Origin of the sequence: Wolbachia endosymbiont of Drosophila pseudotakahashii (assembly GCF_026015925.1) — a bacterium.
Lineage (GTDB): Bacteria > Pseudomonadota > Alphaproteobacteria > Rickettsiales > Anaplasmataceae > Wolbachia > Wolbachia pipientis.
Genome location: NZ_CP110359.1, coordinates 1,052,589 through 1,078,543, shown reverse-complemented (window position 1 = coordinate 1,078,543; position 25,955 = coordinate 1,052,589). Strand labels below are relative to the sequence as shown.

17 protein-coding genes, 2 rRNA genes and 2 pseudogenes are annotated in these 25,955 nt (G+C 36.7%); 8 read left to right on the top strand and 13 right to left on the bottom strand.

Annotated elements, in window-relative coordinates; all coding sequences use genetic code 11:
- Window positions 1-133: 133 nt before the first annotated feature.
- The 3 genes and pseudogenes from ONI09_RS05600 (at window position 134) to ONI09_RS07130 (ending at window position 3,441) form a co-directional block, all read left to right on the top strand.
- Window positions 134-949 carry a hypothetical protein gene (locus ONI09_RS05600; protein ID WP_265013917.1) on the top strand — a complete coding sequence of 272 codons (816 nt, stop codon included), beginning with the start codon at window positions 134-136 and terminating at the stop codon, window positions 947-949.
- 62 nt (window positions 950-1,011) lie between these two features.
- Complete coding sequence (locus ONI09_RS05595; protein WP_265014442.1) at window positions 1,012-2,184, top strand: porin; 1,173 nt, start codon at window positions 1,012-1,014, stop codon at window positions 2,182-2,184.
- A 170-nt stretch (window positions 2,185-2,354) separates the two neighbouring features.
- A pseudogene (locus ONI09_RS07130) lies at window positions 2,355-3,441 on the top strand (IS3 family transposase).
- 48 nt (window positions 3,442-3,489) lie between these two features.
- On the opposite strand, the gene ONI09_RS05570 reads toward ONI09_RS07130, so the two are convergent.
- From ONI09_RS05570 to ONI09_RS05540, 7 genes are all read right to left on the bottom strand, one after another.
- Window positions 3,490-4,893: an NAD(P)H-dependent flavin oxidoreductase gene (locus ONI09_RS05570; RefSeq protein WP_265014441.1), complete on the bottom strand. Its 1,404-nt coding sequence runs from the start codon at window positions 4,891-4,893 to the stop codon at window positions 3,490-3,492.
- Between the two features lie 404 nt (window positions 4,894-5,297).
- Window positions 5,298-5,519, bottom strand: a complete 222-nt coding sequence (locus ONI09_RS05565) for a hypothetical protein (RefSeq protein WP_265013916.1) — start codon at window positions 5,517-5,519, stop codon at window positions 5,298-5,300.
- A gap of 58 nt (window positions 5,520-5,577) precedes the next feature.
- A complete protein-coding gene (coaE, locus tag ONI09_RS05560; protein ID WP_006280338.1) occupies window positions 5,578-6,165 on the bottom strand; it encodes a dephospho-CoA kinase in 588 nt (195 codons plus the stop codon).
- A gap of 311 nt (window positions 6,166-6,476) precedes the next feature.
- Entirely contained in the window at window positions 6,477-7,655 is a 1,179-nt protein-coding gene (locus ONI09_RS05555; protein ID WP_265014440.1) for a ribonuclease D, read from the bottom strand.
- Between the two features lie 839 nt (window positions 7,656-8,494).
- Window positions 8,495-11,014 carry a DNA mismatch repair protein MutS gene (gene mutS, locus ONI09_RS05550; protein WP_265014439.1) on the bottom strand — a complete coding sequence of 840 codons (2,520 nt, stop codon included), beginning with the start codon at window positions 11,012-11,014 and terminating at the stop codon, window positions 8,495-8,497.
- A gap of 275 nt (window positions 11,015-11,289) precedes the next feature.
- Window positions 11,290-12,096 (bottom strand): ankyrin repeat domain-containing protein, encoded by an 807-nt coding sequence (locus ONI09_RS05545; protein ID WP_265013915.1) that lies wholly within the window; start codon window positions 12,094-12,096, stop codon window positions 11,290-11,292.
- 185 nt (window positions 12,097-12,281) lie between these two features.
- Window positions 12,282-12,464, bottom strand: a complete 183-nt coding sequence (locus ONI09_RS05540) for a hypothetical protein (RefSeq protein WP_006279522.1) — start codon at window positions 12,462-12,464, stop codon at window positions 12,282-12,284.
- Window positions 12,465-12,861: 397 nt separating this feature from the next.
- Here ONI09_RS05540 and ONI09_RS05535 point away from each other — a divergent pair, with 397 nt between their 5' ends.
- Window positions 12,862-13,569, top strand: coding sequence for a TerC family protein (locus ONI09_RS05535; protein ID WP_265013914.1), 708 nt, complete (start codon window positions 12,862-12,864; stop codon window positions 13,567-13,569).
- 32 nt (window positions 13,570-13,601) lie between these two features.
- Here the strand turns inward: ONI09_RS05535 and guaA are convergent, their stop codons facing one another.
- The 3 genes from guaA to ONI09_RS05520 form a co-directional block, all read right to left on the bottom strand.
- Window positions 13,602-15,164: a glutamine-hydrolyzing GMP synthase gene (gene guaA, locus ONI09_RS05530; protein ID WP_151807741.1), complete on the bottom strand. Its 1,563-nt coding sequence runs from the start codon at window positions 15,162-15,164 to the stop codon at window positions 13,602-13,604.
- 987 nt (window positions 15,165-16,151) lie between these two features.
- Window positions 16,152-17,936, bottom strand: a complete 1,785-nt coding sequence (locus ONI09_RS05525) for a ribonucleoside-diphosphate reductase subunit alpha (RefSeq protein WP_265013913.1) — start codon at window positions 17,934-17,936, stop codon at window positions 16,152-16,154.
- A gap of 58 nt (window positions 17,937-17,994) precedes the next feature.
- A complete protein-coding gene (locus ONI09_RS05520) occupies window positions 17,995-19,071 on the bottom strand; it encodes a methyltransferase domain-containing protein (RefSeq protein ID WP_264705580.1) in 1,077 nt (358 codons plus the stop codon).
- A 335-nt stretch (window positions 19,072-19,406) separates the two neighbouring features.
- On the opposite strand from ONI09_RS05520, the gene ONI09_RS05515 reads away from it, so the two are divergent.
- Both ONI09_RS05515 and rrf read left to right on the top strand, forming a co-directional pair.
- A 23S ribosomal RNA gene (locus ONI09_RS05515) occupies window positions 19,407-22,144 on the top strand.
- Between the two features lie 66 nt (window positions 22,145-22,210).
- Window positions 22,211-22,317 (top strand): 5S ribosomal RNA (gene rrf / locus ONI09_RS05510).
- An 85-nt stretch (window positions 22,318-22,402) separates the two neighbouring features.
- On the opposite strand, the gene ONI09_RS05505 is transcribed toward rrf, so the two are convergent.
- From ONI09_RS05505 to rpmH, 3 genes and pseudogenes are all read right to left on the bottom strand, one after another.
- Entirely contained in the window at window positions 22,403-22,666 is a 264-nt protein-coding gene (locus ONI09_RS05505) for a hypothetical protein (protein WP_264707046.1), read from the bottom strand.
- 85 nt (window positions 22,667-22,751) lie between these two features.
- Window positions 22,752-23,027 (bottom strand): annotated as a pseudogene (gene rnpA / locus ONI09_RS05500) (ribonuclease P protein component); the annotation flags it as partial.
- A gap of 67 nt (window positions 23,028-23,094) precedes the next feature.
- Window positions 23,095-23,229: a 50S ribosomal protein L34 gene (gene rpmH / locus ONI09_RS05495; protein ID WP_006279898.1), complete on the bottom strand. Its 135-nt coding sequence runs from the start codon at window positions 23,227-23,229 to the stop codon at window positions 23,095-23,097.
- Window positions 23,230-23,336: 107 nt separating this feature from the next.
- Between rpmH and pstC the strand changes: the two genes are divergently transcribed.
- Entirely contained in the window at window positions 23,337-24,425 is a 1,089-nt protein-coding gene (pstC, locus tag ONI09_RS05490; protein WP_265014438.1) for a phosphate ABC transporter permease subunit PstC, read from the top strand.
- A gap of 101 nt (window positions 24,426-24,526) precedes the next feature.
- Complete coding sequence (gene atpD / locus ONI09_RS05485; RefSeq protein ID WP_012673086.1) at window positions 24,527-25,954, top strand: F0F1 ATP synthase subunit beta; 1,428 nt, start codon at window positions 24,527-24,529, stop codon at window positions 25,952-25,954.
- Window position 25,955: the final 1 nt, after the last annotated feature.

Genomic DNA, 25,955 nt, shown 5'->3' with positions numbered 1-25,955 from the left:
AGTAATCTTGATTCTTCTACAACAAAGCCATCCCGTATGACATTTTGTCTATACCTAATTAAGTATATCAATAAGTAAGTAAATCTTAATATAATCTTATTATACTTATAAATACGCTGTATAGAATGAAAGTATGGATGATTTCATAACTGCAAGAAGAAAAGATGATGCTGTGGTATCTGTTTGTCAGGATAATAAGAAAAAAAACGTGTTAATTTTAGGGCTCAATCAAGTTGCAATGGATTTGTTAAAATATGAAGAGGAGAATTTGCTTAATAAGCCATTAATTAATATCTTAAGCACAAGAGCAGCTGACAACGTGAAGAATTATTTAGAGTATACCGAAAATGGGCACGATTTACTTGATATATTACCTAAAGTGATAGATTTTTCCTTAACTGATGCTAAAGGAGAAGATATCAGGACAAAAGTAAAAGTTTTCCGCACTACACAATTTGCCAGTAATAAAATAAATTATGAGCTATTAATACGTGATATCAGTTTGTCCCATAAACTAGGAATCTTTAGAGATAAATATCTAATGGGTAAAAAATATAAAAACCATGACTTATTCGATATACTGGGCAATGAGTCCACTATTCTAGAGTTATACGTTATATTAAATTTTGCCTTTCAACATCAAATTAATGCAGCTATAGGAGTGATTGGCTTAAATAGTAGCTGTAGTGAGACAAATAATGCACTGAAAGTTATCATAGAACATTTTTATAAAAATTGCCGTAGTGATGATTTTCTAGGGTATATTGATGAGAATAAAGTGCTTTTTGTTTTGATTAACTGCGATGTAAAAAGTATATCTAAAATAATTAATCGTATACATTCTGCCATTAATAAGCAGTTATTAAAGCGAAAATTACCAAGTGTATCAATAATTTATGGGAATATAGCTCAAAAACAGGCAGCAAAATCTACCAGCGGTGCCTTCTGAAAAGTTGTTTTTTATTTATATTGAGTTTAAACTTAAATTTTTATAAAGATTTAAGTTTATTTATGAAGTTAAAGTACTACCTGGTAGCACTGCTTTCATCATTGTTTTTGCAGAATAGTGCTAGCTCTAAAACAATTTTGGATAAGGAAATATTTTATGCAGAACTAGACGGAAAAATAGATTTGAGATTCGGCTACGCCTTCAACAGAGATTCTTTCAATGCTAAGCCTAAGGATAAAACTTCAAGTTATTCATACTTACGCTTTCTTTATTTACAGCAAGTTTATCCAAATACTCAAATGGGGGTTAATGTTAAGGCAGGGGTTTCTGGTATTGCAAACCTAAAAGCGTTAGACATAGAAAAGTTAGACATGGAGGAATGGTATTTTATCATAAAAAACCAGGAACTTGGATCAATTGAATATGGTAAAAGAAGTTTAGTTGGTCAGAGCATGTTAATTAACACTTCAAAAATTTATGTAGCTGCTGGAGGAGTAAATGGTCATTGGACAAACTATGCAAATTTGCGCGGTGATCATAAAAAAGATGGTGACCCTGGATATGATCAAGACAAGGTGTTCTGGGTCAAGCCCAATATTTATAGCGATTATAATGAACTCGAACTAGGGTTAAAACAATCATCAATTAACTACATCTCCCCTGAAATCTATAACTTTCAACTCGGATTCAGTTATGTTCCAGGAAAAAATGACTTACAGTACAGCAATTTAATTGCTGCTGGCCTTTCCTATAAAAACAGCTTGTCAGATGATATAGGTTTTACTACTGCCTTAACTGGTGAATTTGCAAGAGAAAATTTAACTGATTGCTCAGATGGGACTTCTAAAAATTATGAATGCCGCAATCAATTACTACACTGGAATTTTGGTTTGAAGCTAAAATTGTTCGATCTTGATTGCATTTTTTCGTATGGTAATGGTGGTAAATCTGGTGAGAAGCGTAATCCTGAAACAAATAATACGTATTATATGAATGCAGGTATCGCTTACCGTTCTGATTCTTACAAATCGAGCTTAACATATTTTAGTAGTGGTAGGGATATTGCAGGCGAAGGTACAAACGAGTTAACATCATATGCTTTAAGTCTTGAAAATTCTCTTTTTTTAGGTACTTCATACTATTTCGATATTGTAAAGTTTAGTACAAAAGAGCCTAAAATAGAAAATAACAACTCTGGTTATGTGTTCTTGGCTGGACTGAAATTAAGTTTTTAATATTGCCTCCTTCCAACACTCTTTTCTGTCATCCAAGGTAACCGTTCACAGATTTCCACTTAATTTTTCAATCTCACTCATGGAGAGGCCAGTAAACTGACCTTACCCAGAAAAAGTGGAGAGAAAGAAAAGAGTTTTTTTGGGTAAAATAAAATTTTGGAGGATTAGAAATGGTAAGAGAATATACGGCAGAATTCAAATTGGAAGCTGTTAAACTGGCAAATGAACAAAGAAAGGCAGGTCAAACAATTACAAAAACAGCAAAGGATTTAGGAATAAAGGGTGGTTTATTAGGAAAATGGATAAAGAAACACAACGAAAAAAAGTCGGCAGCAGATGCATTTCCAGGTAGAGGTAACATGGCTCCTTACGACAAAGAGAGGTTTGATTTACAAAGCAAGAGTAACAAGGGAAAGAGACATTTAAAAAAAAACCCTGGCCAGTCAAAAAGAGTAAAATATTTTTTTATATAGTAACTGCTATAAAGTACAGGAATTATGTAGGATTTTCTGCTAGTGGCTACTATAAGTGGACCACAAGAAAAATAAGCAGTAGAGAATCAGCAAATAAAGAGCTACTCGAAGCTATTCAAAAAATATATCAAGCTTCTAAATGTAGATATGGAGCTCCTAAAATTCATGCTGAATTGAAGGCTTTGGGTAAAAGTTGCAATTTGAAAACGGTGCAAAGTATTATGCAGAAAAATGACATCAGGGCTATACTGAGAAGAAAGTTTAAAATTAAAAAACAACAAACAGATAATAGAGCTGTAGCTCCCAATATACTAGATCAAAACTTTATTGTTGATCAACCAAATAAAGTATGGGATTACTTACATCAAAACCAAGGAGGGATGGCTATATTTGGCAGCAATAATTCTCACGTATGGTAGTTAATGAGTAGTGCAATAAATAAACAATTGGTTATGAACTCTTTATTAATGGCCATTAATAGGCGTAAACCTGTTAAAAATCTACTGCTGCACAGTGACCAAGGTTCACAATATACTGCGCAAGGGTATCAATATCTCTTAGCTGTAAAGAATATAGATGAGTAATAAAGGCTGTTGTTGCGACAATTCTGTTGCAGAAAGCTTCTTCAGTTCTCTAAAAAGGGAGTTACCAATAGACACCTCTCGGCACTCTAAACAGCATATCAAAACTGCTATATTTGAATATATAGAAATTTTTTATAACAAACAACGTCACTATTAACTATTGCATTCCAGAACAATTTGATGCATCATTCTTTTTGTAAAAAACATTCCACACTTTCTCTCCACTTTTTCTGGGTAAGGTCACTGACTCAATACCCAGTCAATATCCTTTCCACCAGTTCTTTTACTGCTGGTACGTAGCCATTCTCATAAAATGGATCTTGCTTAAATTTGTACACATTGTGCCCGGAAAACATGAGTTCGTTCTCAATATCACCACCCTGTATAATGTTTTGCAGTGTTTTTTGTATGCAAAAACTACGCGGATCTGGCTTTCGTCCTGTTGAATGGTCACCATGATCTTTCCAATTGCTAAACAAACAATGACTTAAGCATCCCATACAATTGATTTGATCTTGTCTTATCTCTGCAAACCTGCCTGGCGTCACAAAAATAACAGTTGTATCTGGAGTTTTCATTGCTTCTGTATACCCTGCTTTAGTCCATGTATTTGCCAGTTCTTTGTCTTTTGCAGTAAGGTAGATCTTTCTACCTCTGCTACCCATTGCAAATTCATTATTAAATTCTTCGCTAGCATTTTCTGAAAACTTTATTTGACGTGAATTCCGTTCCTGCAACTCACGTATGAAGTTATTTTTTACTGCAGATGAGTAAAACCCTGTTGGACTGAATTTATTTAAAAATACATCACCTTCTTCTAAAGTGAGTAGCTTCTTTTTCCACTCTGCAGAAATTGGGCTTTCTTTCGTCAAAAGTGGACGAGTGCCAAACTGAAAAGCTATTGGTCCAATTTGCAGATTGTCAAACCAATGTTCCCAATCTTTCAAATGCCACACTCCTCCTGCCATAACAATTGGTGTTTCTGAAAGACCGATCTTGTTCATGAAAGATCTAAGCTCTGCAACTCTTTCAAATGGAGCCTGTGGTAGCTCTGGGTCTTCACTGTTACTCAGTCCATTGTGCCCTCCAGCAAGCCATGGATCTTCATACACTACTCCACCAAGCAAATAGGAAGATATTCTTTGGTAAGCACGCTTCCATAATGCTTTAAAAGCACGCACCGATGAGATAATAGGGTAATAATAAACCTGATATTTAGCTGCAATTTCTCCAAGCCTATAAGGCATACCAGCACCGCAGGTAATACCATGAATCAAACCTTTCGCTCCTTCTAATATGCCATGAAGCACGCGTTCTGCTGCTCCCATCTCCCAAAGTACATTCATGTGTATTCTTCCATGACCTTTTGATATTTCATTTGCTATTCTTGCTTGACTAATTCCAGCTTCAATACTATACTCAATCAATTCACTATGCTTTTCATTTCTTGTTTTGCCTTTATAAATTAGTGGCACTAACTCGCCATTATCATCAATAAGCTTAGCATTTGCACCAGAAAATGTACCCACAGCATCTGCTGCAGCAAATGCTCCGCTTGATCTTCCATCACTAACTGCAATGCCTTTGCCGCCCTCGATGATTGGCCACACTTCCTTTCCTGAAATTACTATCTTTTTTATCTTATTTTTCAAAACTTCCTCGCAATCTTTCACTCTATTTTACTTAATTACTAAAAAAATGATAGCTGTTTATTTTTTCTTGTATCATTAAAGCTTCTATAGCTACTCATGCTGTTGTAGTTTGAGAGCAGTTCCCATCGGAAGGGTGTCATTCCAGTGCTTGACACTGGAATGGCTTTGTTGCATCGCTACTTATGAAAGGCTAACTATAGTTAGAATTATAAGCAACTTATTGAAAATCTTGTTTTTTTGCAATCAATCTGATCAAATTTAAGAATAGTAATTTATTATTTATATTAATAAATTTAATTCTATTGAAAATAGCTAAAGCATTGAAATTCTTGAATTTTAGCCAGATTAGTGAGTGGTAGTGAAATTTCTTTTACTCAAATTTAGGTATTCACTGACCGTTCTTATTATAAATACCAGAATAATAAGCTACTGATATTCTCCATCTTTTTTATCTTTAATCCATCATAGCTAGCGATGCAACAAAGCCCACTGGAATCCAGTTTTTGATCAAAAATATTGCTATAGTGCACAATCAATTTTCCTGGATCCCAGTGTCTGGGCACTGGGATGACACCATAGGGGGCTACTTGGATGACAGGGGAGGGAGGCTGCTGGGATCCTGACAACCGTCATCCCGCTGCTTGTTAGCGGGATCTAGAGATACCGCGGCGGTATGACGTAGAGCTACGTGTTTAGGTTTAATGAATCCACTATATCTTTTACTTGAGAAAAAACATACTCTTTGCTTACACTGGTATCGATAATAAAGTCACTCATCTTCCTTTTCTCCTCAATAGATAACTGAACATCGGAGATTAGATTAAGCTTTTCTTTATCTATGTTGCGTTCGTTAAGTCTTTGAGCTTGCACAACGCTATCTGCATGAACAAAAACAATAAGGTCGCAATATAAATAAAATTTTGTTTCTAATAGAAGTGGCACATCTAAAACTAAAAGTTTTCTATCGATCTTTTTTTCCTTGGCAATAAAAAATTCTAATTCACGCAGCACAGCAGAGTGAACCAAAGATTGAAATTGTTTCCAATTTTCATCGTAGGCTAAGAAATATTTAGACAGTACTGTTCTATCTATTTCACCATTTACTACCACTCCAGGAAAATTTTTCTCTGCATAACTTATTATGCTTTTATCCACTTTATAAAGTTGGTGTACAACAGAATCAGCATCAAATACAACAGCACCAAACTCTTGAAAGCAATTAGCTACAAAGCTCTTTCCTACCCCAATTCCGCCTGTTAGACTTATAATCATATAACAAAATACATTCGACTTCTTTTGAAACTATAGCTAAGGTTTCTCTATATATATTAACTAGATTTTCTAGATCCCAGTGTCAAGCACATAACTATACGAACATTGCAATTTGTAGGTGGTGTCATCCCAGTCTGGGATCTAGCTTTTTGGTAATTTTATCGAAAATGTTTGCTCGTTTACAATCAATTTTCCTGGATCGAAGTAGTCAAGGCACTGGGATGACACCCTACTTAACCTTCATACCGCCGCGGTATCTCTTAGCCACTAACACGTAGCGGGATGACGATTGTCGATAAATCTAAGTTACTTTAGCAACAGTTATTCTCCACTAAATTACTCTGAATTTTGGTTATATTATTTGCGGATTTCACTGCTGAAATCTCAAATTTTGAGCTTGTGTTCAAAAATGATTCAACTGACCTGCCAAAAAAATCATATCTCCATCCCTTGAATAATTTATCTGTCTGTCTAGATATTGACCCGGTTAACTCATCTTTTGAAGAAACTAATTTCCTTGATATGTTACTTTCTTTACATTTACTATCTAAAATAATTGAGAGTATATCAAGTACAGATTTATCATAATTACTCGATAAGGTGTTGTTTTGCTGCATCCAATTTCTCTCATTTTCATTAAAAATATTCACAAACTCTAGTAAATCCGCATCTTTTATATTTTTTGTATTCCTCTTGAGATCATCTAAAATCTCATCAACATGCTCTACATTTTTTTCAATAAAATCAGCTATTACAGCATTATTGATTATTTTATTACGGTTCATATTATAGCGCTGTGCTAAGGTTTCTTGCCACTCACTAACTGCTTTAACAGTTAGTATCAATCTTGGATTTACTTCATAATTAAATTTAATCCTCTTCCATGCATCTTTTGGGCTATGTAAATACTTATTTATATCAACTATTGATTCCATCTCTTCTTGAAACCAACCCATCCTATTATTTTCTTCAAGTTTATTGCACAATATTTGGTATAGGTCATATAGGTGTACCACGTCGCTTACTGCATAATCTAACTGATCTTCGGACAACGGACGCCTTAACCAATCTGAATTTTTAGCTTTAATTTTATCCAGTGCTATTCCTTGATATTGCTCCACTACTTTTGAGTAACCAATAAAGTCATGATAATAATGACAAAACATAGCAGCAACTTGGGTATCAAAAATGGGAGTGGGAATACATTTAAATACAGTGAGTAAGGATTCTATATCCTGCCGGCAGCTATGAAACACTTTGGTTATCCCCTGATTTAGCATTATTTTCTTAATGAATGATAAATCAATTTCTGGCACTAATGCGTCTACAATAAAACTCTTCTCTCCGTAAGAAATTTGAATTAACGATAATTTTGGGTAGTAGATTAAATTATTTCTAATGAACTCCGTGTCAACTGCTATAAATTTTGGCTTTTTTGCTATCAACCCCTCACATATGTCCTCCAGCTCCGACGTTGTATTAATTAACATATGTTTTTTATTCAGTGGTTCTACTTTACCACTTATATTAAATTTTTGCAATTAATGACTTCTTGCAGAACTTTCTATCACTCATTGGCATAACACAAATAGCCTTTTCCATCCCAATCCCAGTGCTTCCTTCTCCTGTCATCCAAGTAGCTGACACTGGGATCTAGAAGACTTAATTTCAACCAAGTGGCTGCATAATAAAGGCTGGATTCCAGTGCCAAGCACTGGAATGACAGCACTCTACGTCATACCGCCGCGAACTGTCATAACGCCGCGGTATCTCTAGATCCCGCTGCGGGATGACGATTGTCGTTTAGCCATAAATATTAAGAAATTTACCAAATAAAAAAAAGGCAAAAGAAGCCCTGGGGTTATTATCCGCTTTAAAATATTGGCGTTTTTTATGTTTTAAACGCTTGACAAGCAAGATTAAGCTGCTTTTAATTGCAACTAACTTACGCTGCAAATGTTTAAGAAATTTACTAAGCAGAAAAAAAGACAAAGAATTCCCGAGTTAGCTAGTCTTTTACTATCTCTGTCGAGTATTGGCATTTTTTGATGTCTTGTAACGCTTTGTAAGCGCGTTCAGCTTATTTAGATAAAAATCTAGATGTAGATGAAGTTTTGTAAAGACATACAGTATCTATACACTGCAAAAAATTGAACATAAGACGCCGATACATTAAGTAATCCTTACCTTTTAATCTGCAGATTGGCGAAAGCAAATACAATAGCTCCACTATCATGATAAGGGCGCTGGTGAAGGGTGTCAAGTAAGTTTTTCGTTTCTATAGCTACTACCACGATTGTATAGGTAATTCTTCACTTATAATAATGATTCAAGCCTTCAGCTCCTCAAACACTTCACTTGCTCTATTTAAAACAGAATCAGGAAAACCAGCAAGTTTTGCCACATGTATTCCATATGACTCATCTGCAATGCCTTCAATTACTTCATGTAAAAAGATAACCTCTCCGTTCCACTCCCTTATTTTTACACAAAAACATTTCACGTTCTTCAAGTATTTGCTTACTTTAGTTAATTCATGATAATGAGTTGCAAAAATGGCGCGGCACTTATTTACATTGTGAATATGTTCAATCACCGCCTGTGCAATAGATAATCCATCATATACCCCTGTGCCCCTACCAATTTCATCAAGTATCACCAAGGAACGGTCCGTTGCCTGATTTACTATCGTTGCTGTTTCGATCATCTCTACCATGAAGGTAGAATAACCAGCCGTTATATTATCCGTTGCGCCAACCCTGCTGAATACCTTGTCAATCACTCCAATATGTGCACTCTCTGCTGGCACAAATGACCCCATGTGAGCTAAAATTGCAATGAGAGCGTTTTGCCTCAAGAAAGTGCTTTTTCCAGCCATATTAGGACCAGTAATTAGATGTATACCAGCTAAATTGATGCTATTTGCAATGAATTTATCGTTAACCTCAACCACTGGATGTCTTCCTCCACAGATATTGAACTCTTTACTGTCATCGATAGTGGGTTTTACATAATTATTTTGCACTGCAAGCTCTGCAAACGCGGTTCTAATATCAAGTTTTGCCAAAGCATTTGCAGCAAGAGCAATTTTTTCAGACTCTTTAGCAATTTCACTACACAGTTCACTAAAAATTTTCATTTCTAAGCCGATTGCAGCATCACGTGCCGTAAGAATTTTATTTTCTAGTTCTTTCAATTCATTAGTAGTGTAGCGCATGCTATTTGCTAAGCTTTGCCTATGAATAAATATATCCGAAGTTATTTTGTGATTTGCTGACACTTCAACGTAATAACCGAGTATGTTGTTGTGTAATATTTTGAGTGCGGCAATGCCAGTTAGGTCGCGATAAGATTCACGGAGTTTGGTTATTAGTTTATTACTATTATTTAATACATAGGATAACTCAGATAATTCTGAGTTGTATTTTGAGTGGATAAACCCTCCTTCTTTTACGGAACTAAGATTGTTATCAAGCACAGCACCGTTTAGAAGCTCAAACAGGTTCTTATGATTGTCAAGACTTTTATGTATTGTGCTGAGTTCACTCTCGTCACTACTTATCACCTGAGTGGTAGACACTGACTCCTTTTCTCTAGATTCCAGTGCCAAGCACTGGAATGACATCTGAGAGTTAGCTACTGGTTCTTCACTTAAACAATAATTATGCAAGGTAGACAGAAACTCAGACAACTCTAAAGTTTTTCCTAGGCCTATTTTCAATAGGTTCATATCCTTTGGTGAACCACGCCCTAGTATTAAGCGCGATAAAGACCTCTCAATATCCGGAATGTTAGATAATATCTCTCGTATTTTTCTGCGTGGCTCATGATTATTTACAAAAAATTGAGCGGTGCTGAGCCTCAAATTGATTGCCTTGGAGCAAGCAAGTGGTGAAGCGAGCATTTGCTTGAGCAGGCGTCCACCAGAGGCTGTAACTGTGTGATCAATAACTGAAATTAGTGAACCTTTCTTTTCACCAAATTGAGTTGAAAATAACTCAAGATTTCTCCTTGCTGAAGCATCAATAAGCATGAAATTTTGTTGCTTATAGGTTTTTGGGAATTCAAGCCTTGGAATGGAGCCCCTTTGTGTTACTCTGACATATTCAAGCAGTGCACCGCACGCCATGATCTCTACTTTGCTGAAATTTCCTATACTCCCAAGTTCCCTGATTTTATAAAACTCGCATAACGTTCTGTGAGATTTACTATACTCAAAAAAACTCTGGGCGTGTTGTGTAATTGATATTTTATAGTTTTTTAAAATCGATCTAATTTTTTCGTCCTCAGTGAGTTTTTCAGAAATTAATAATTCTCTTGGTGATATACGCAACAAATCACTATCTAGAGCTTTCAAACTCGTTAAAGTGTGAAAAAATTTTCCCGTCGATAATTCAAGCCAACTAATAGCATATTCGTCATTTTGTTCAACTATGGACGCGAGATAATTATTGCTTTTATCCTCCAGTAGTGAATCTTCTATAATTGTACCTGGAGTTACAACTCGCACTACATCACGTTTTACTATGGATTTATAGCCCCTCTTTTTTGCTTCATCAGCAGTTTCTAATTGGTCACAGATTGCTACTTTGAATCCTAAATCTATTAGCTTGTGTAGGTAAGATTCACTACTGTGTGCTGGCACTCCACACATTGGTATTTCTTGCCCACACGAATTACCTCTCTTAGTGAGCACTATATTCAGCAATTTCGCAGCTTTAATAGCATCATCGAAAAACAATTCATAAAAATCTCCTAGCCTATAAAATAGCAGATGATCTTTGTATTGAGCTTTCAGGTTCAAATACTGCTCCATCACAGGGGTGTTTTTTTCTTTTACGAAGCTCATAATATTTTTTAATATATTGTATTGATAAACGTTATTATAGATTATATTGCACATGTGAATAACATAAATTTTAAATAGGTGTATAGAGGGGAAAATTTAAAACAATTAAATTTCTTGGATCCAAGTAGTCAGGACACTTGGATGACATAAAGAGTAGGAGTATTTGATGACAAAAAAACAAAAAACGCAGTTGTCATTCCAGCGCGTGACGCTGGAATCCAGAATATCCTAATTACAAAGTTTATTATTTAGTTTGAAAAATACTATAGCTTTTTCTATGTAAGTTGTTGCCCTTCTTTATCATTTTTACCATTTGCAGCACCAACAGATATTTCAGAGCTAACAGAGCTAATAGTTTTTTCTATCGCTTTAGCCTGTTCATAGTCTTGACTCAAAAAATACATGGCCAGCCCAACAGCTATACTAGCAACAAGAACAGATGCTATCATTACACCTAGTATCATACCACCAGAAAGACTTACTGCAACATACACACCAGCTCCAAGTACAACACCAAGAAAACCACCAATCATTATGCCAGGCACTAAACTGCCTATCATAGCGCTTTCTTTTTTCGTATGAGCTTGTTTTTTCATACTTTTAATAAGCACTTCTTTTGTTTTTCCTTGAGCTAAATCTGAAGGAATTTTATTATCCGCGTTTTGTATCAAAGGATTTGCACTATATGTAACAAGAAGGGTGGTTATTTCTTCAGTTTTATTACCTATAACTGCATGATGTAGTAATGTATTTCCCTCTTCATCTTTAAAGTTTATATGAGTACGAAATTCTTCATCTAGATTTCTTATTGGGTTGTTTTTTGCATATATCCCAGATTGTATTGCTCTATCTAAGCATTGTATCACTTGTTCTAGTGATTGCTCGCCAGGATTTTGTATAAAATGAAGCAGAATTTCGTGTACTATCGCTTCCTTTGTAGTTTTTGGGCATCGTAAAGCGTAATTAAATGTCTGTGTAGTAATAACTTCTTCTTTTCTTTTTTTAAGAACAACCCTTAAATCTTCAATCGCCTTTTCACCATCTTTTATTCCAAGAATTATTGAATCCAAATTATTTATCATGCTATCCTCCTTGGTTTGATTGCATTACTCATTAATAAATAATATAATGAATCCTGCTAAAAGTCAAGCAATTAATTAATAAGTTAATATAATCCTCCAAAAGGAGCTCCTTACTTTTTGTTCAGCATGTCCATTGGATCAGACTCTTTAAGCTTGCTGTTTGCTGAATTTATTCATCACAATAGCTACAATGTGCTATCGAAGTTCTCTGTAATCTTAGTTGGTTCTTCTAGAATATTCAAAATATCAGTTGCACAATAAACCCGATCTCTCTTTCCTTGAGAAGTTTGTGAAACGATGCCTAAATCTTCAAGCTTTACGATTGCTCTTTGGGCTGTTGTAAATACGACACCTAAGTTTTCAACCACTTTCCTTATAGTAAAGTAAGGGTTTAAAGACTATTAACTAAATCATTGTCCCATTCAAATTTTGGTGGCAAGGGGCTTGGTATAAATGCCTGATAACCAGCGAATACTTTGCCTGATGATGATCCTTTAATATACATTCATTCAACCGAGCACACTATTTTTATAGTATATATTATTTTCAAATAAAGTCAAAAATGAAAATAAGGCTTTATCTTATTTGCGTGCATGAAAATAAGAAACTCTCTTATTATTGATTTTGCTCAAAAACGAAAATAGAAGAAGCTGCTGAACTTTATATATCCTGTTTTTCTGGAGAACTGCTATAAAACTTCTGAGTGAAGTCACTTAATTTTTACACATCTATTGTAGAGTAAGAAGAACCGAATTTGAAACAAAAATGCTAACTGATGCTTGGACTTTACTGACACTTACACTACTTGAAACTATACTTAGTGTAGACAATTTAATCTTTATTTCTCTAGCAATAGATAAGGTACCAAATGCGCTGAGAGAAAGAATGCGCCTTATGGGCCTTGGATTAGCACTATTAATGCGTTTTGTAATACTATTTTTTACATCATCTATATTATCAATGCAAAAACCTATATTTCACACTGCATCAGCAAGGGATTTACTTATGATCGCAGGGGGATTATTCCTTATTGTTAAGAGCTCTATGGAGTTACGGGATGACATCTTTGTATGTAAGAAAAATAAAAAGAAAGCAAACGTTAAATCAAAATTTTTTTTAGTTGTGCTACAAATTATATTAATAGATTTAGTTTTTTCGGTTGATTCGATATTAACTGCTATAGCACTAACTTATAACATGGTAATAATTGCTACAGCATTTACATTTTCCATGCTAGCAATGCTGTTTTTATCAAGTTATACCGCCCAGTTAATCAAATCTAACCCAGGGTTAAAAATAATCGCCATTTTATTTGTTTTACTTGTCGGTGTGTACCTCATACTTCATGGATTTCATATAGAATTACCAAAAGGATATTTGTATTCTTCATTTATGTTTGCACTGCTTGTGGAAATTATAAGCAAAATAAAGAAAATTAACCGTCATACCGCGATTCATTCGCGGTATCTCTAGATCCAGCTAACAAGCAGCGGGATCTTTTTGATTTACTCCCACTCAATAGTTGCGGGTGGTTTAGAAGTGATATCATAAACAACTCTATTTACTCCGGGAACATTATTAACAATTATACTGCCGACATTGCGTAAAAAATCCCAAAATACTAGCAAGTGTTGATCCTTATCTTCAAATGGAAATGCATCGGCTGTCATACCATCAGATGATGTTACAGCCCTTAAAGCACAAACATATCCATACGTACGACCATCTCCCATAACGCCTACAGTTTTTATTGGTAATAATACAGCAAAAGCTTGCCATATCTTATCATATAGATCGTAATTTTTCATCGTATTAATATATATTTCATCTACTTCTTGCAATATTTGCACCTTTTCTTTATCGACTTCACTTATAATCCTCACTGCAAGTCCGGGTCCAGGAAATGGATGTTGAAATATTATCTCGTCTGAAAGCCCAATTTCTTTTCCAAGTAGCCTTACCTCATCTTTAAAGAGGTAACGTAAAGGCTCCACTAACTTCAGATTCATCTTTTCTGGCAACCCACCAACATTATGGTGAGACTTAATTGTACTAGTGTTGTCTGAGGCATGCCCTGACTCAACTACATCAGAGTAGATGGTACCTTGCATCAAAAAATCCACATCACCTATTTTTTTTGCTTCTTCTTCAAACACTTCAATAAAAGTGTTACCGATAATTTTTCGCTTTTCTTCTGGATCAGTTATTCCCTTCAACCTACTCAAAAATAAATTTGATTTATCAACGTAATTTATCGGAATCTCTTTCAACATAGCGATGGTTTGGTTCTTGCGTAACAACCCAGTATCGATAAAAATACAGTTCAATTGTTTTCCTATAGCTTTATGTGTGAGAGCCGCTGCAACGCTTGAATCAACCCCACCACTTACTGCAGCGATTACTTTTTTCTCTCCTACTACATTTTTGATTTTTTCCTTTTGCTCCTCAATAAACGACTTCATTGTCCAGTCTCTTTTGCAATTTGCAATATCCAAGAAGTTAGAGAGCAATTTACTGCCATTTGTTGTGGGCTTAACCTCAGGATGGAACTGAGTACAGTAAATCTTCCGCTGTTCGTTGACAATCATTGCAATTGTTTGATTTATCACACCTGATGCGATAACAGTAAATCCCTGTGGTATAGTATCAACACTGTCCGCATGGTTCATTAATACATCCACTTCAGAATTAACATCCCAGGTATCCTTTACAATGGGGGATTCTTTTAGTATCTTGATTTTAGTTCTACCAAACTCCTGTTTGAAACTCTCTTTTACTTTTGCTCCAAAATAATGACAAATGAGTTGCTGTCCATAGCATATTCCAAGTATAGGAACGTTTGTTGCCTCATTAAGTTTTATAATTTCATGTACTACTCTACTTGTTTCAGAACAATCATCATTTACAGATTGTGGTCCTCCAGAGAGAATAAACCCATTGAATTTTGATATTGTTTCAAAACTGATGTTGCTTGGAAATATCTCACAATAAACACCCATTCCTCTTACTTGTCTTGCGATAAGCTGTGTAAACTGTGAACCAAAATCAATAATGGCAATTGCTGACAATTTGCTCCTCCATATTATTTAAAATGATATCTGATAATAAAGAAAATAATGGAGTAAGTAAACCAAGACCTGTTTAAAAGCTTTAACGCGTGGTACAAGTTAGCTATATAGCTAATTTTCCTACACCATACCGCTACAACGCTAACAAGTAGCGGGACGACGAGCTTATCGTCATACCGCGATTCATTCGCGGTATTCCTTAGCCGCTAACAAGTAGCGGGATTATCTTCATGCTGCCACGAACCGTCATACCGCGATTCATTCGCGGTATCTCAGCCGCTAACAAGAGATCCCGCTAACAAGCAGCGGGATGACGAGGTATAAACTTTATCGTCATGCCACCGCGAACCGTCATACCGCGATTCATTCGCGGTATCTCGGCAATAGATCCCGCTAACAAGTAGCGGGATGACGATTGTCGTTTAGCCATAAATGTTTAAGAAATTTACCAAATGAAAAAAAAGGCAAAAGAAGCCCCGTGGTTGGCTAATTACTTACATTATACTTTCAAGTATGGCGTTTTTTTATTCTAAACGCTTAATAACCGCGATTTAGCTGCTTTTAACTTGCAACTAACCTACACCGCAAGTGTTTAAGAAATTTACCAAGCAGGAAAAAAGGCAAAGAAACCCTAGGGTAGCTAGTATTCAAATTCTCCCTTGTCAATTTGACGTTTTTTGCTGTCTTAAACGCTTTGTAAGCGCGTTTCAGCTTATATAGGTAAAAACCTAGAAATTTTTAAAGACATGCGATGCACGTAGTGCGAAAAATTAAACATGAGACGCCAAATACCCTAAGTTTTTTGTCATTAACCTGCACAGATTGCGAAGATAAATAAATAGCTTCAGTACCATGATAAGAGGGCTGGCGGAGTTTGTCAAGAAAGTTTTTTCGTTTCTATTCCCAATAAAAGTGCGTTATATGGTTATGCAAGAAGTCTATTTACCCATTTGCTTAACTTTCTCTCTACTTTTTTGAGTAAGGCCGCTATTGGCATGACAGACATTCATCGTAGTCAATATCTGTTTTTTGTTGCAATATTTCACTTTTTTTGAATATGTCATGCGAGACCTTATCGGCTCTCTGCATTGATTGTGATCTGCAGTAATATAAGCTCTTCAATCCTTTTTTCCAAGCAAGCATGTGTATTTTGTGCAAGTAACGTTTATGTACGTTGGCAGGTAAGAACAGATTTACTGATTGAGATTGACAAATATACGAAGTTCTATTACTTGCATGTTCTATAATCCATCTTTGGTCAAGCTTGTACGCTGTTTTAAATGTCAATTTTTCATGCTCGCTAAGAAAATCTAAATGCTGAACGGAACCCTCGTTTGTTGAAATTGAAGACCATATTTTATCATTGTCTTGATTTTTTTCTGCTAATAGTTTTTGCAAGAATTTATTTCGCACTACAAATGAGCCTGTAAGTGTCTTTTGTATGAATACGTTTGCTGCGTATGGTTCTATTCCAGGGGAGGTATTACCTGCAATAATGGAGATCGAGGCAGTAGGAGCAATAGCGAGTTTGTGTGTAAACCTTTCCATTAGATCAACTTCTTTGGCATCAGGACATGCTCCCTTTTCTTCTGCTAATTTTTTAGAAACTATATCTGCTTGCTCGCGTAAATACTTAAATATTTTTTTATTCCATTGTTGTGCTGTTACTGATTCAAAAGGAACCATTTTGCTTTGTAAAAATGAATGAAAGCCCATCACACCAAGACCAATACTGCGTTCTCTGGCTGCAGAATATTTTGCTCGCTGCATTTCATTCGGTGCTTTATTTATGAAATCTTCCAATACATTATCAAGAAAGCGCATTATATCTTCTATGAAGAGTTTATTGTCTTTCCATTCTTCGTAGTACTCAAGGTTTACGGATGATAGACAACACACAGCAGTGCGTGACTTATTCAGGTGATCATAACCTGTGGTTAAAGTTATTTCACTGCATAGATTTGACATCTTGATGTCTAAGTTGAGCTTTTTGTAAGATTCTGGCTTATTGTTATTTGTTGCATCAAGGAAAATAATGTAAGGTTCTCCAGTTTCAACTCTTGCTGTTAATATTTTGATCCATATATCCCGCGCTTTTACAGTTGAAATAACCTTATTGTTGTGAGGGCTTATTAAATTCCATTCTTGATCATTCTCAACAGCCTGCATAAATTTATCTGTTACTATTACAGCATGATGTATATTTAACGCTTTGCGATTTGGGTCACCGCCTGTTGGCTTGCGTAAATCTAGAAACTCTTCTATCTCCGGATGAGATACAGGAAGGTAGACTGCTGAACTTCCTCGCCTTAGGGATCCCTGACTAATTGCAAGCGTTAGAGCATTTTGCACTACAATAAATGGAACAATTCCTGATGTTTTGCCGCTACCCTTTACGCTTTCGCCTATTGAGCGTAAATTTCCCCAATAACTACCTATGCCTCCTCCACGTGCAGCAAGCCAAACATTTTCGTTCCATAGATCAACTATTCCCTGCAAGCTGTCTTCGGTTTCATTAAGAAAGCAAGAGATAGGTAACCCTCTCTTAGTGCCACCATTGCTGAGTATTGGTGTTGAAGGCATGAACCACAAGTTGCTCATGTAGTCATAAAGACGCTGCGCATGTTCTTTATTATCAGAATAGTAATTAGCAATACGTGCAAAGAGGTCTTGATAACTTTCATTTTCTATTAAATACCTGTCTGATAGAACTGCTTTTCCAAAGTCGGTTAATTTGCTGTCCTTTGCGTAATTAATGGTAATGTTATTCATAAAATTCCTTTTATTCTTTTATTATATATAGATACTTAAAAGTCATTTTGAGCGATTTTTAAGTTAGGTTTTTCGGATTTTCTTGTTGATGCTGTAATGCAAACAAGATACCGTCAACCTGACTGCCATATATTTTACAGTAACTCATATAACTTATTTGCATATTTATTTCTTTTGCAACATGTTGAACATAACTTTCTGAGTGACGAAAATAGTCTCCTTTATTTACAAAGTCAATACCTTCACCTTCCTTTCTTCTTATTAAACATACAATAACTCCTTTTTTGCTCGTAGATCTTTTTGCTAATTTCAATTCTTCTTGAAAGTCATGTAGATAATGTAGCACTTCAGCAAAGATAATTACATCATACTGCTGGTTTTTCTCTTGTTTAAGAAACTCTTTCATTTCCATATGTATTAATTCATTGTAAACAGGCTTACCTTTTATAAAGCATCCTCTTGCGATATTTAGCATTCTACTTGAAATGTCAATTCCTGTTATGTGGTTTCCAATACTATTTATTTTTAAGAAATGACCACATATTCCAGTCCCACAACCAAGGTCAAGTATATTGAGCTCAGAAGTGGAGTTGTTGAAGATTTTTGTAATTATCATGTGTACAAGTTCATGCCCTCTATATTGTTTGGCAATCAACCAATGCTCAACAAAATATTCACCTGTGTAATCAAAATATTGTCTTATGAGGTTTTTTGGCAATTCTGTAATAAGCGCTGAGTTTGTCATTTTTTTTATATAGTAAGACGCCTCCTCGTGGTCATTATCTAATTTTAGTGTCCTTGTTAAATAATTATAAGCTTTGTTAGTATTCCCTACCGCAAAATGACACCTTCCGATGTTATACCAGACTATAGGTAAATGGGGGTAAAATATGCTAATTAACCAAAATCGTAACTTTGCATCTGATATGCTACCTTTATAAAAGTGATATAAACCGATTTCAATGTTGGTGTTTAACAGGTTCTTAGATTTTTTAAGAAGCACTGTCATTTCTTTATGAAGAGTATTATATTTATTCACAATGAAGTGTTTTACTTTCTTAATATTTAATACGCCAATGAGCTTAGACATACAATTTAAAGCAACGTTTTTTATAAAAGAGAGATTACTTTTCATACGTTAGAAATACTCCGAATGTTTATTATCATTTTTAGGCAATTGATTTTAACACATTTTATCTTACAAAATATCTTTTTTATTAATTTTTACTGTATATATAAGTTTACCACATATTTCTCAGATTATACTGTTTAGGATTGCTAGTATATTGTTGTTGATAATATAAGTAAATGTTTTGTGCAAAAAGGCGTTGACATATTATTTATTAGGTTATAATATATAAAAGATTAATTTAGTTTTTAGATGTTTGACAAGTTTTATGGTAGAGATTAATTTAATCTCAATTCAATTTTAATAATATTTAACTCTGCATATTCTGCATATAGTCGGATAAATAAATTATTAAGAGCACTTGATGGATGCCTTGGCACTAAGAGGCGATGAAGGACGTGGTACGCTGCGAAAAGCCATGGGGAGCCGCGAACAGGCTTTGATCCGTGGATGTCCGAATGGGGCAACCCCCTCGCAAGAGGATCATGTACTGAATACATAGGTGCATGAGGCAAACCCGGGGAACTGAAACATCTCAGTACCTGGAGGAAAAGACATCAACAGAGATTCCGCTAGTAGTGGCGAGCGAACGCGGAGCAGGCCAATGCCTTATCAAGAAGAAGCAGAACGGTCTGGAAAGTCCGGCAAGAATGGGTGATAGCCCCGTATGCGTAGTGTCTTGGTGAGGATTCGAGTAGGGCGGGGCACGTGAAACCCTGTCTGAACATGGGGGGACCACCCTCCAAGCCTAAATACTCCTTAGTGACCGATAGCGAACAAGTACCGTGAGGGAAAGGTGAAAAGCACCCCGATAAGGGGAGTGAAAGAGACCTGAAACCGGACGCCTACAAGCAGTCGGAGCCTCTTATGGGGTGACGGCGTACCTTTTGTATAATGGGTCAGCGAGTTTCTGTTTGCAGCGAGCTTAAGCCGTTAGGTGTAGGCGTAGCGAAAGCGAGTCTGAATAGGGCGAATGAGTTGCTGGCAGAAGACCCGAAACCGAGTGATCTAGCCATGGCCAGGCTGAAGGTGCGGTAACACGCACTGGAGGGCCGAACCCACGCCTGTTGAAAAAGTCGGGGATGAGCTGTGGCTAGGGGTGAAAGGCCAATCAAACTCGGAGATAGCTGGTTCTCCGCGAAATCTATTGAGGTAGATCGTCGGGTGTTTACCCTGGGGGGTAGAGCACTGGATGGGCTAGGGGGGCCCAAAGCCTTACCAAACCTAACCAAACTCCGAATACCCAGGAGTATAGCCCGGCAGACAGACAGTGGGTGCTAAGGTCCATTGTCGAGAGGGAAACAGCCCAGACCACCAGCTAAGGCCCCTAAATCGTGGCTAAGTGGGAAAGGATGTGGGGATTCCAAAACAACCAGGAGGTTGGCTTAGAAGCAGCCATCCTTTAAAGAAAGCGTAATAGCTCACTGGTCTATTAGAAACCCTGCGCCGAAAATGTAACGGGGCTCAAGCCACGTGCCGAAGCTGTGGGTGCATTCTTATGAATGCGCGGTAGCGGAGCGTTCCGTAAGTCTGCGAAGGAGGCGGGGTGACCCCCTCTGGAGATATCGGAAGTGCGAATGCTGACATGAGTAGCGACAAACAGTGCGAGAAACACTGTCGCCGAAAGTCCAAGGGTTCCTGCGCAAGGTTAATCCACGCAGGGTGAGCCGGCCCCTAAGGCGAGGGCGAGAGCCGTAGTCGATGGGAACTAGGTGAATATTCCTAGGCCTGCCAGAAGTGACGAATGAGAAATGTTGTCTGTCCTTATCGGATTGAACAGGCTTTTCGACCATTCCAGGAAATAGCTCTGGCGTATAGACCGTACCCGAAACCGACACAGGTGGACTGGTAGAGAATACCAAGGCGCTTGAGAGAACGATGCTGAAGGAACTAGGCAAATTGCTCGTGTAACTTCGGGATAAACGAGACCCAATCGTGGGCAACCATGGTTGGGTGGCACAGACCAGGGGGTAGCGACTGTTTAGTAAAAACACAGGGCTCTGCGAAATCGTGAGATGACGTATAGGGCCTGACGCCTGCCCGGTGCCGGAAGGTTAAGAGGAGATGTGCAAGCATTGAATTGAAGCCCCGGTAAACGGCGGCCGTAACTATAACGGTCCTAAGGTAGCGAAATTCCTTGTCGGGTAAGTTCCGACCTGCACGAATGGCGTAACGACTTCCCCACTGTCTCCAGCATCGACTCAGCGAAATTGAATTCCCCGTGAAGATGCGGGGTACCCGCGGTCAGACGGAAAGACCCTATGAACCTTTACTGCAGCTTTGCAGTGGCATCAGGAAAATCCTGTGTAGGATAGGTCGGAGGCTTTGAAGCCGGGGCGCCAGCACCGGTGGAGCCACCCTTGAAATACGACCCTGAATTTTTCTGATGTCTAACCGAGACCAGTAAGCCTGGTCCGGGACCCTGCATGGTGGGCAGTTTGACTGGGGCGGTCGCCTCCCAAAGTGTAACGGAGGCGCGCGATGGTGGGCTCAGGCCGGTCGGAAACCGGCTGTCGAGTGCAATGGCATAAGCCCGCCTGACTGCGAGAATGACAGTTCGAGCAGAGACGAAAGTCGGCCATAGTGATCCGGTGGTCCCACGTGGACGGGCCATCGCTCAACGGATAAAAGGTACTCTAGGGATAACAGGCTGATCTCCCCCAAGAGTCCACATCGACGGGGAGGTTTGGCACCTCGATGTCGGCTCATCACATCCTGGGGCTGGAGCAGGTCCCAAGGGTTCGGCTGTTCGCCGATTAAAGTGGTACGTGAGCTGGGTTTAGAACGTCGTGAGACAGTTCGGTCCCTATCTGCCGTGGGTGTAAGAGACTTGAGAGGATTTGTCCCTAGTACGAGAGGACCGGGATGAACATACCTCTGGTGCACCGGTTGTCACGCCAGTGGCACAGCCGGGTAGCTAAGTATGGACGGGATAACCGCTGAAAGCATCTAAGCGGGAAACCCACCTCAAAACGAGGTCTCATAGAGCCGTGACAGACCATCACGTTGATAGGCCGGGTGTGAAAGCATGGTAACATGTGAAGCTAACTAGTACTAATAGCCTGATTGATTTATTTGCTTTCTATATGTGTGTATGCAGTGTTAAATATTAAGTTAAAATTGTTAAGTTAGAAATTTTTATTGACTTGGTGGCTATAGCAAAAATGAACCACCCGATCTCATCTCGAACTCGGAAGTGAAACTTTTTAGCGCTGATGGTACTTGAAAAGGGAGAGTAGGTCGCCGCCAAGTTTATAAAAATCTCTTTGTTAATTAGACAGCAGGTATACTTATATTTTAACTTTCTTGTTTTGTTACTATTCTTTAAGTTTTTACTTTAACCACGATATCTTTTTTTTCTTATATGTTTTTGGTCATTTTCTACATTATTTAGCATTGTTCCTACTTCCCCTAATTGATTCCCTTTTGAAGGAGAATTACTGATTTCTGGTAATATTACATTACTTCCCACTTTTTTAAATAATTCTTCTTGTTGGCGAAATGCTGACCTCCAATCTGTTCCTGTTCCTTTAGGAAGAAATAAGAATTGATACATCTGACCAAAGCCTGTGTTATTTACCTCTTTTATATGCTCTACCATCCACCACACCCATTAACTATTTTTAAAGATTTTATCTATATTATCATAAAAAATATAGTTGTAAATACCTTAATTGAGATTTTTTTTATTTTATCTTTTTTAAGCAAATAGTTAGATCTTTTTGTAAGTTTTTGTAACTTGCTTGCATAATGTTTCTATGAGTTAGTATTATGTAGTAGTGCCCTATATTACTTATATTTAAAATGCTAATTTTAGCAAGCATTCGTAGTTGCCTTTTTATTTTATTTCTTTTTGCTGCTTTTCCGGTTTTTTTACTGATAGCCAGACCTACTCTAATAGTATGAATGTACTTTTCAGGTTCTCTTTCTTTTATAGCGTACAGTGATATATAAAGCCCACGATAAAAAAGACTGTTGAATGCTAACTTATTTTTGAAAGCAGAAGAAAAATCTTTTTTTTTATACTTACTATGCGCATAATTTGTTACACCCTAATGAACGGCGCCTATTAAGGATTTTTCTTCCAGCTCTTGTTGCCATACGTGAACGAAATCCGTGTCTGCGCTTTCTTATCAAATTTTTTGGTTGAAATGTTCTCTTCATTGTTTTTATATTAATATAATTATTTATTTTAAATTGTTTTACTTTATTGTCAAATAATGGTGAACTTGTATGACATTTTCGTAGAATAAAATTTGATGCATGGAAGAATGAATTCGGTGATAGTCATACCTGTCTTACTAATCCTTTTATTTTGTTTTAGTAGGTTTCAAGAAGTAAATAAGGTTAAATCTTATCTATATCTTAGTTGTGTATGGATGCTAACTTGGTTGTTAGTATTCTATAATAATTGTTTTGTAACTTTTATTTCTATAGCGTTACTTTTTTTCATGCTTGCTTTTATCTTTAAAAATAAAAGAAATAAGATAATAAAACTTTCGTTATTTGTGGCTTTGGCCATATCATTTTTTATCACTTTATTTATAATGCTGTCTATTTTTATTCAATCCATTAATTTTTTTAATAAAGTAGCTATTTCAGAATTCTTGTTTTGCTTGAAATGGGGCCACAATGTAGTCACTATCAATGAAGAGAAGATAGGATGTTTTGGTATAGCGCCGCTTTTAGTTGGTACATTACTTATAACTATTATAGCAATGTTAGTTGTCGTTCCGCTTGGTTTATTTTCTGCAATATATATTAGTGAATATGCGAGTGAGAAAGTGCGTTATATTGTTAATACAACTTTGCAAGTTTTGTCTGCTATTCCTACGGTTGTATATGGATATTTCGCGGTTGTGTTTTTGTCTTTCTTTATAAAGCAGGTAGCAAATTTTTTTGGTTTAAGTATACACTCAGAAAGTGCCTTAGTTGCCGGTTTATCGATTGGGATAATGATTCTTCCTTTTATTATTTCTTTACTCGAAGATGCCATAAGATCTGTTCCAAAAAGCTTGCGTTATGGCTTCATGGCACTTGGTGCAACTCCAGCGGAAACTATATGGCATATAACAATACCTTATGCAATGCCTACAATTTTAAGTGCAATTTTATTGTCAATTTCAAGAGTGATAGGTGAAACAATGATTGTGCTAATGGCTGTGGGAATCAACGCAAATTTGACTTTTAACCCTCTTAATTCAGTTACTACCATTACCGTGCAGATCGCTACATTACTTACCGGAGATCAGGATTTCAATAGTGTACAAACTCTTGCTGCTTATGCGCTTAGTTTAGTATTGTTTATTATTACTTGGCTATTAAATGCGTTTGCATTGTTTGTAATGAAGCGTAACTAGTAAGCGTTTTAATGTTGCAAAATTTCTATTAATAATATAAAATTTATTTTCTTTAGAAGTTCTTTTATGGAATTATAGTGTTAGGTGATAAAAATAAAGAGATGAATATAGGCAGAGCGATTAAGGTAACTCAAGCAGTTGTTGATATAAAATTTGAAGGTGAATTGCCTAAAATATTTAATGCTTTAAAAAGCAAACTAAAATATAAGGATAAGGAGCTGGTTTTAGAAGTTTCGCAGCATATAGGTGACAATATAGTTCGTTGTATTGCTATGGATAGCACAGATGGCATGTCAAGGGGGGATGAATTTGTTGATACAGGTGCACCAATATCGGTGCCAATTGGGCGTTCAACTTTAGGAAGGATTTTTAATGTTGTTGGAGAGCTTATAGATGAGTGTGGTCCACTGAAGGGAAAATATAACTTAGAGCCTATACACAGAGCACCTCCAAGTTTTACTGAACAGAGAATACAGGAAGAAGTTTTAGTTACGGGAATAAAAGTTATAGATCTTCTTGCACCTTATCTTAAAGGAGGAAAAATTGGCTTATTTGGTGGAGCCGGTGTTGGTAAAACAGTCCTAATAATGGAATTAATTAATAATATAGCAAAAGCTCATAAAGGATTTTCTGTGTTTGCCGGGGTAGGGGAGAGAACGCGTGAAGGTAACGATCTTTATCACGAGATGATCACTTCAAATGTAATAAATATAAATGAGCATGAAAAATCTCAAGCTGTTTTGGTTTATGGTCAGATGAATGAGCCTCCTGGAGCAAGGGCTAGAGTTGCTTTAACAGCACTTACTATGGCAGAGTATTTTCGTGACCGTGAAAACCAAGATGTTCTATTTTTTGTGGATAATATCTTTAGATTTACACAAGCTGGTTCTGAAATTTCTGCTTTACTTGGAAGAATACCGTCAGCTGTTGGTTATCAGCCAACCCTTGCAACTGATATGGGTGCAATGCAAGAAAGAATAGCTTCAACAACTTCTGGCTCTATTACTTCTGTGCAAGCTATATATGTTCCTGCGGACGATTTAACTGATCCAGCTCCAGCAACTACGTTCTCTCACCTTGATGCCACCACAGTGTTGTCAAGGCAAATAGCTGAAATGGGAATATACCCTGCTGTTGATCCACTTGATTCAACTTCTCAGTCTTTATCTGCTGAAATCATTGGTGAAGAACATTATAAGGTAGCTTCTGAGGTGAAACGTATATTGCAAACTTATAAATCACTGCAAGATATTATCGCAATACTTGGTATGGATGAGCTATCTGATGAAGATAAAATTATTGTTGATAGGGCTCGTAAGATTCAGAAATTTCTTTCTCAACCTTTTCACGTTGCAGAAATATTTACTGGCATGCCTGGTAAATTTGTTTCACTTTCTGATACTGTTTCCAGTTTTAAAGGGATTGTTGAAGGCAAATATGATCACTTACCAGAGGCTGCTTTTTATATGGTGGGGAATATAGATGAAGCAATAAAAAAGGCTGAATTAATACAAGCTGAAGCTAAATAAA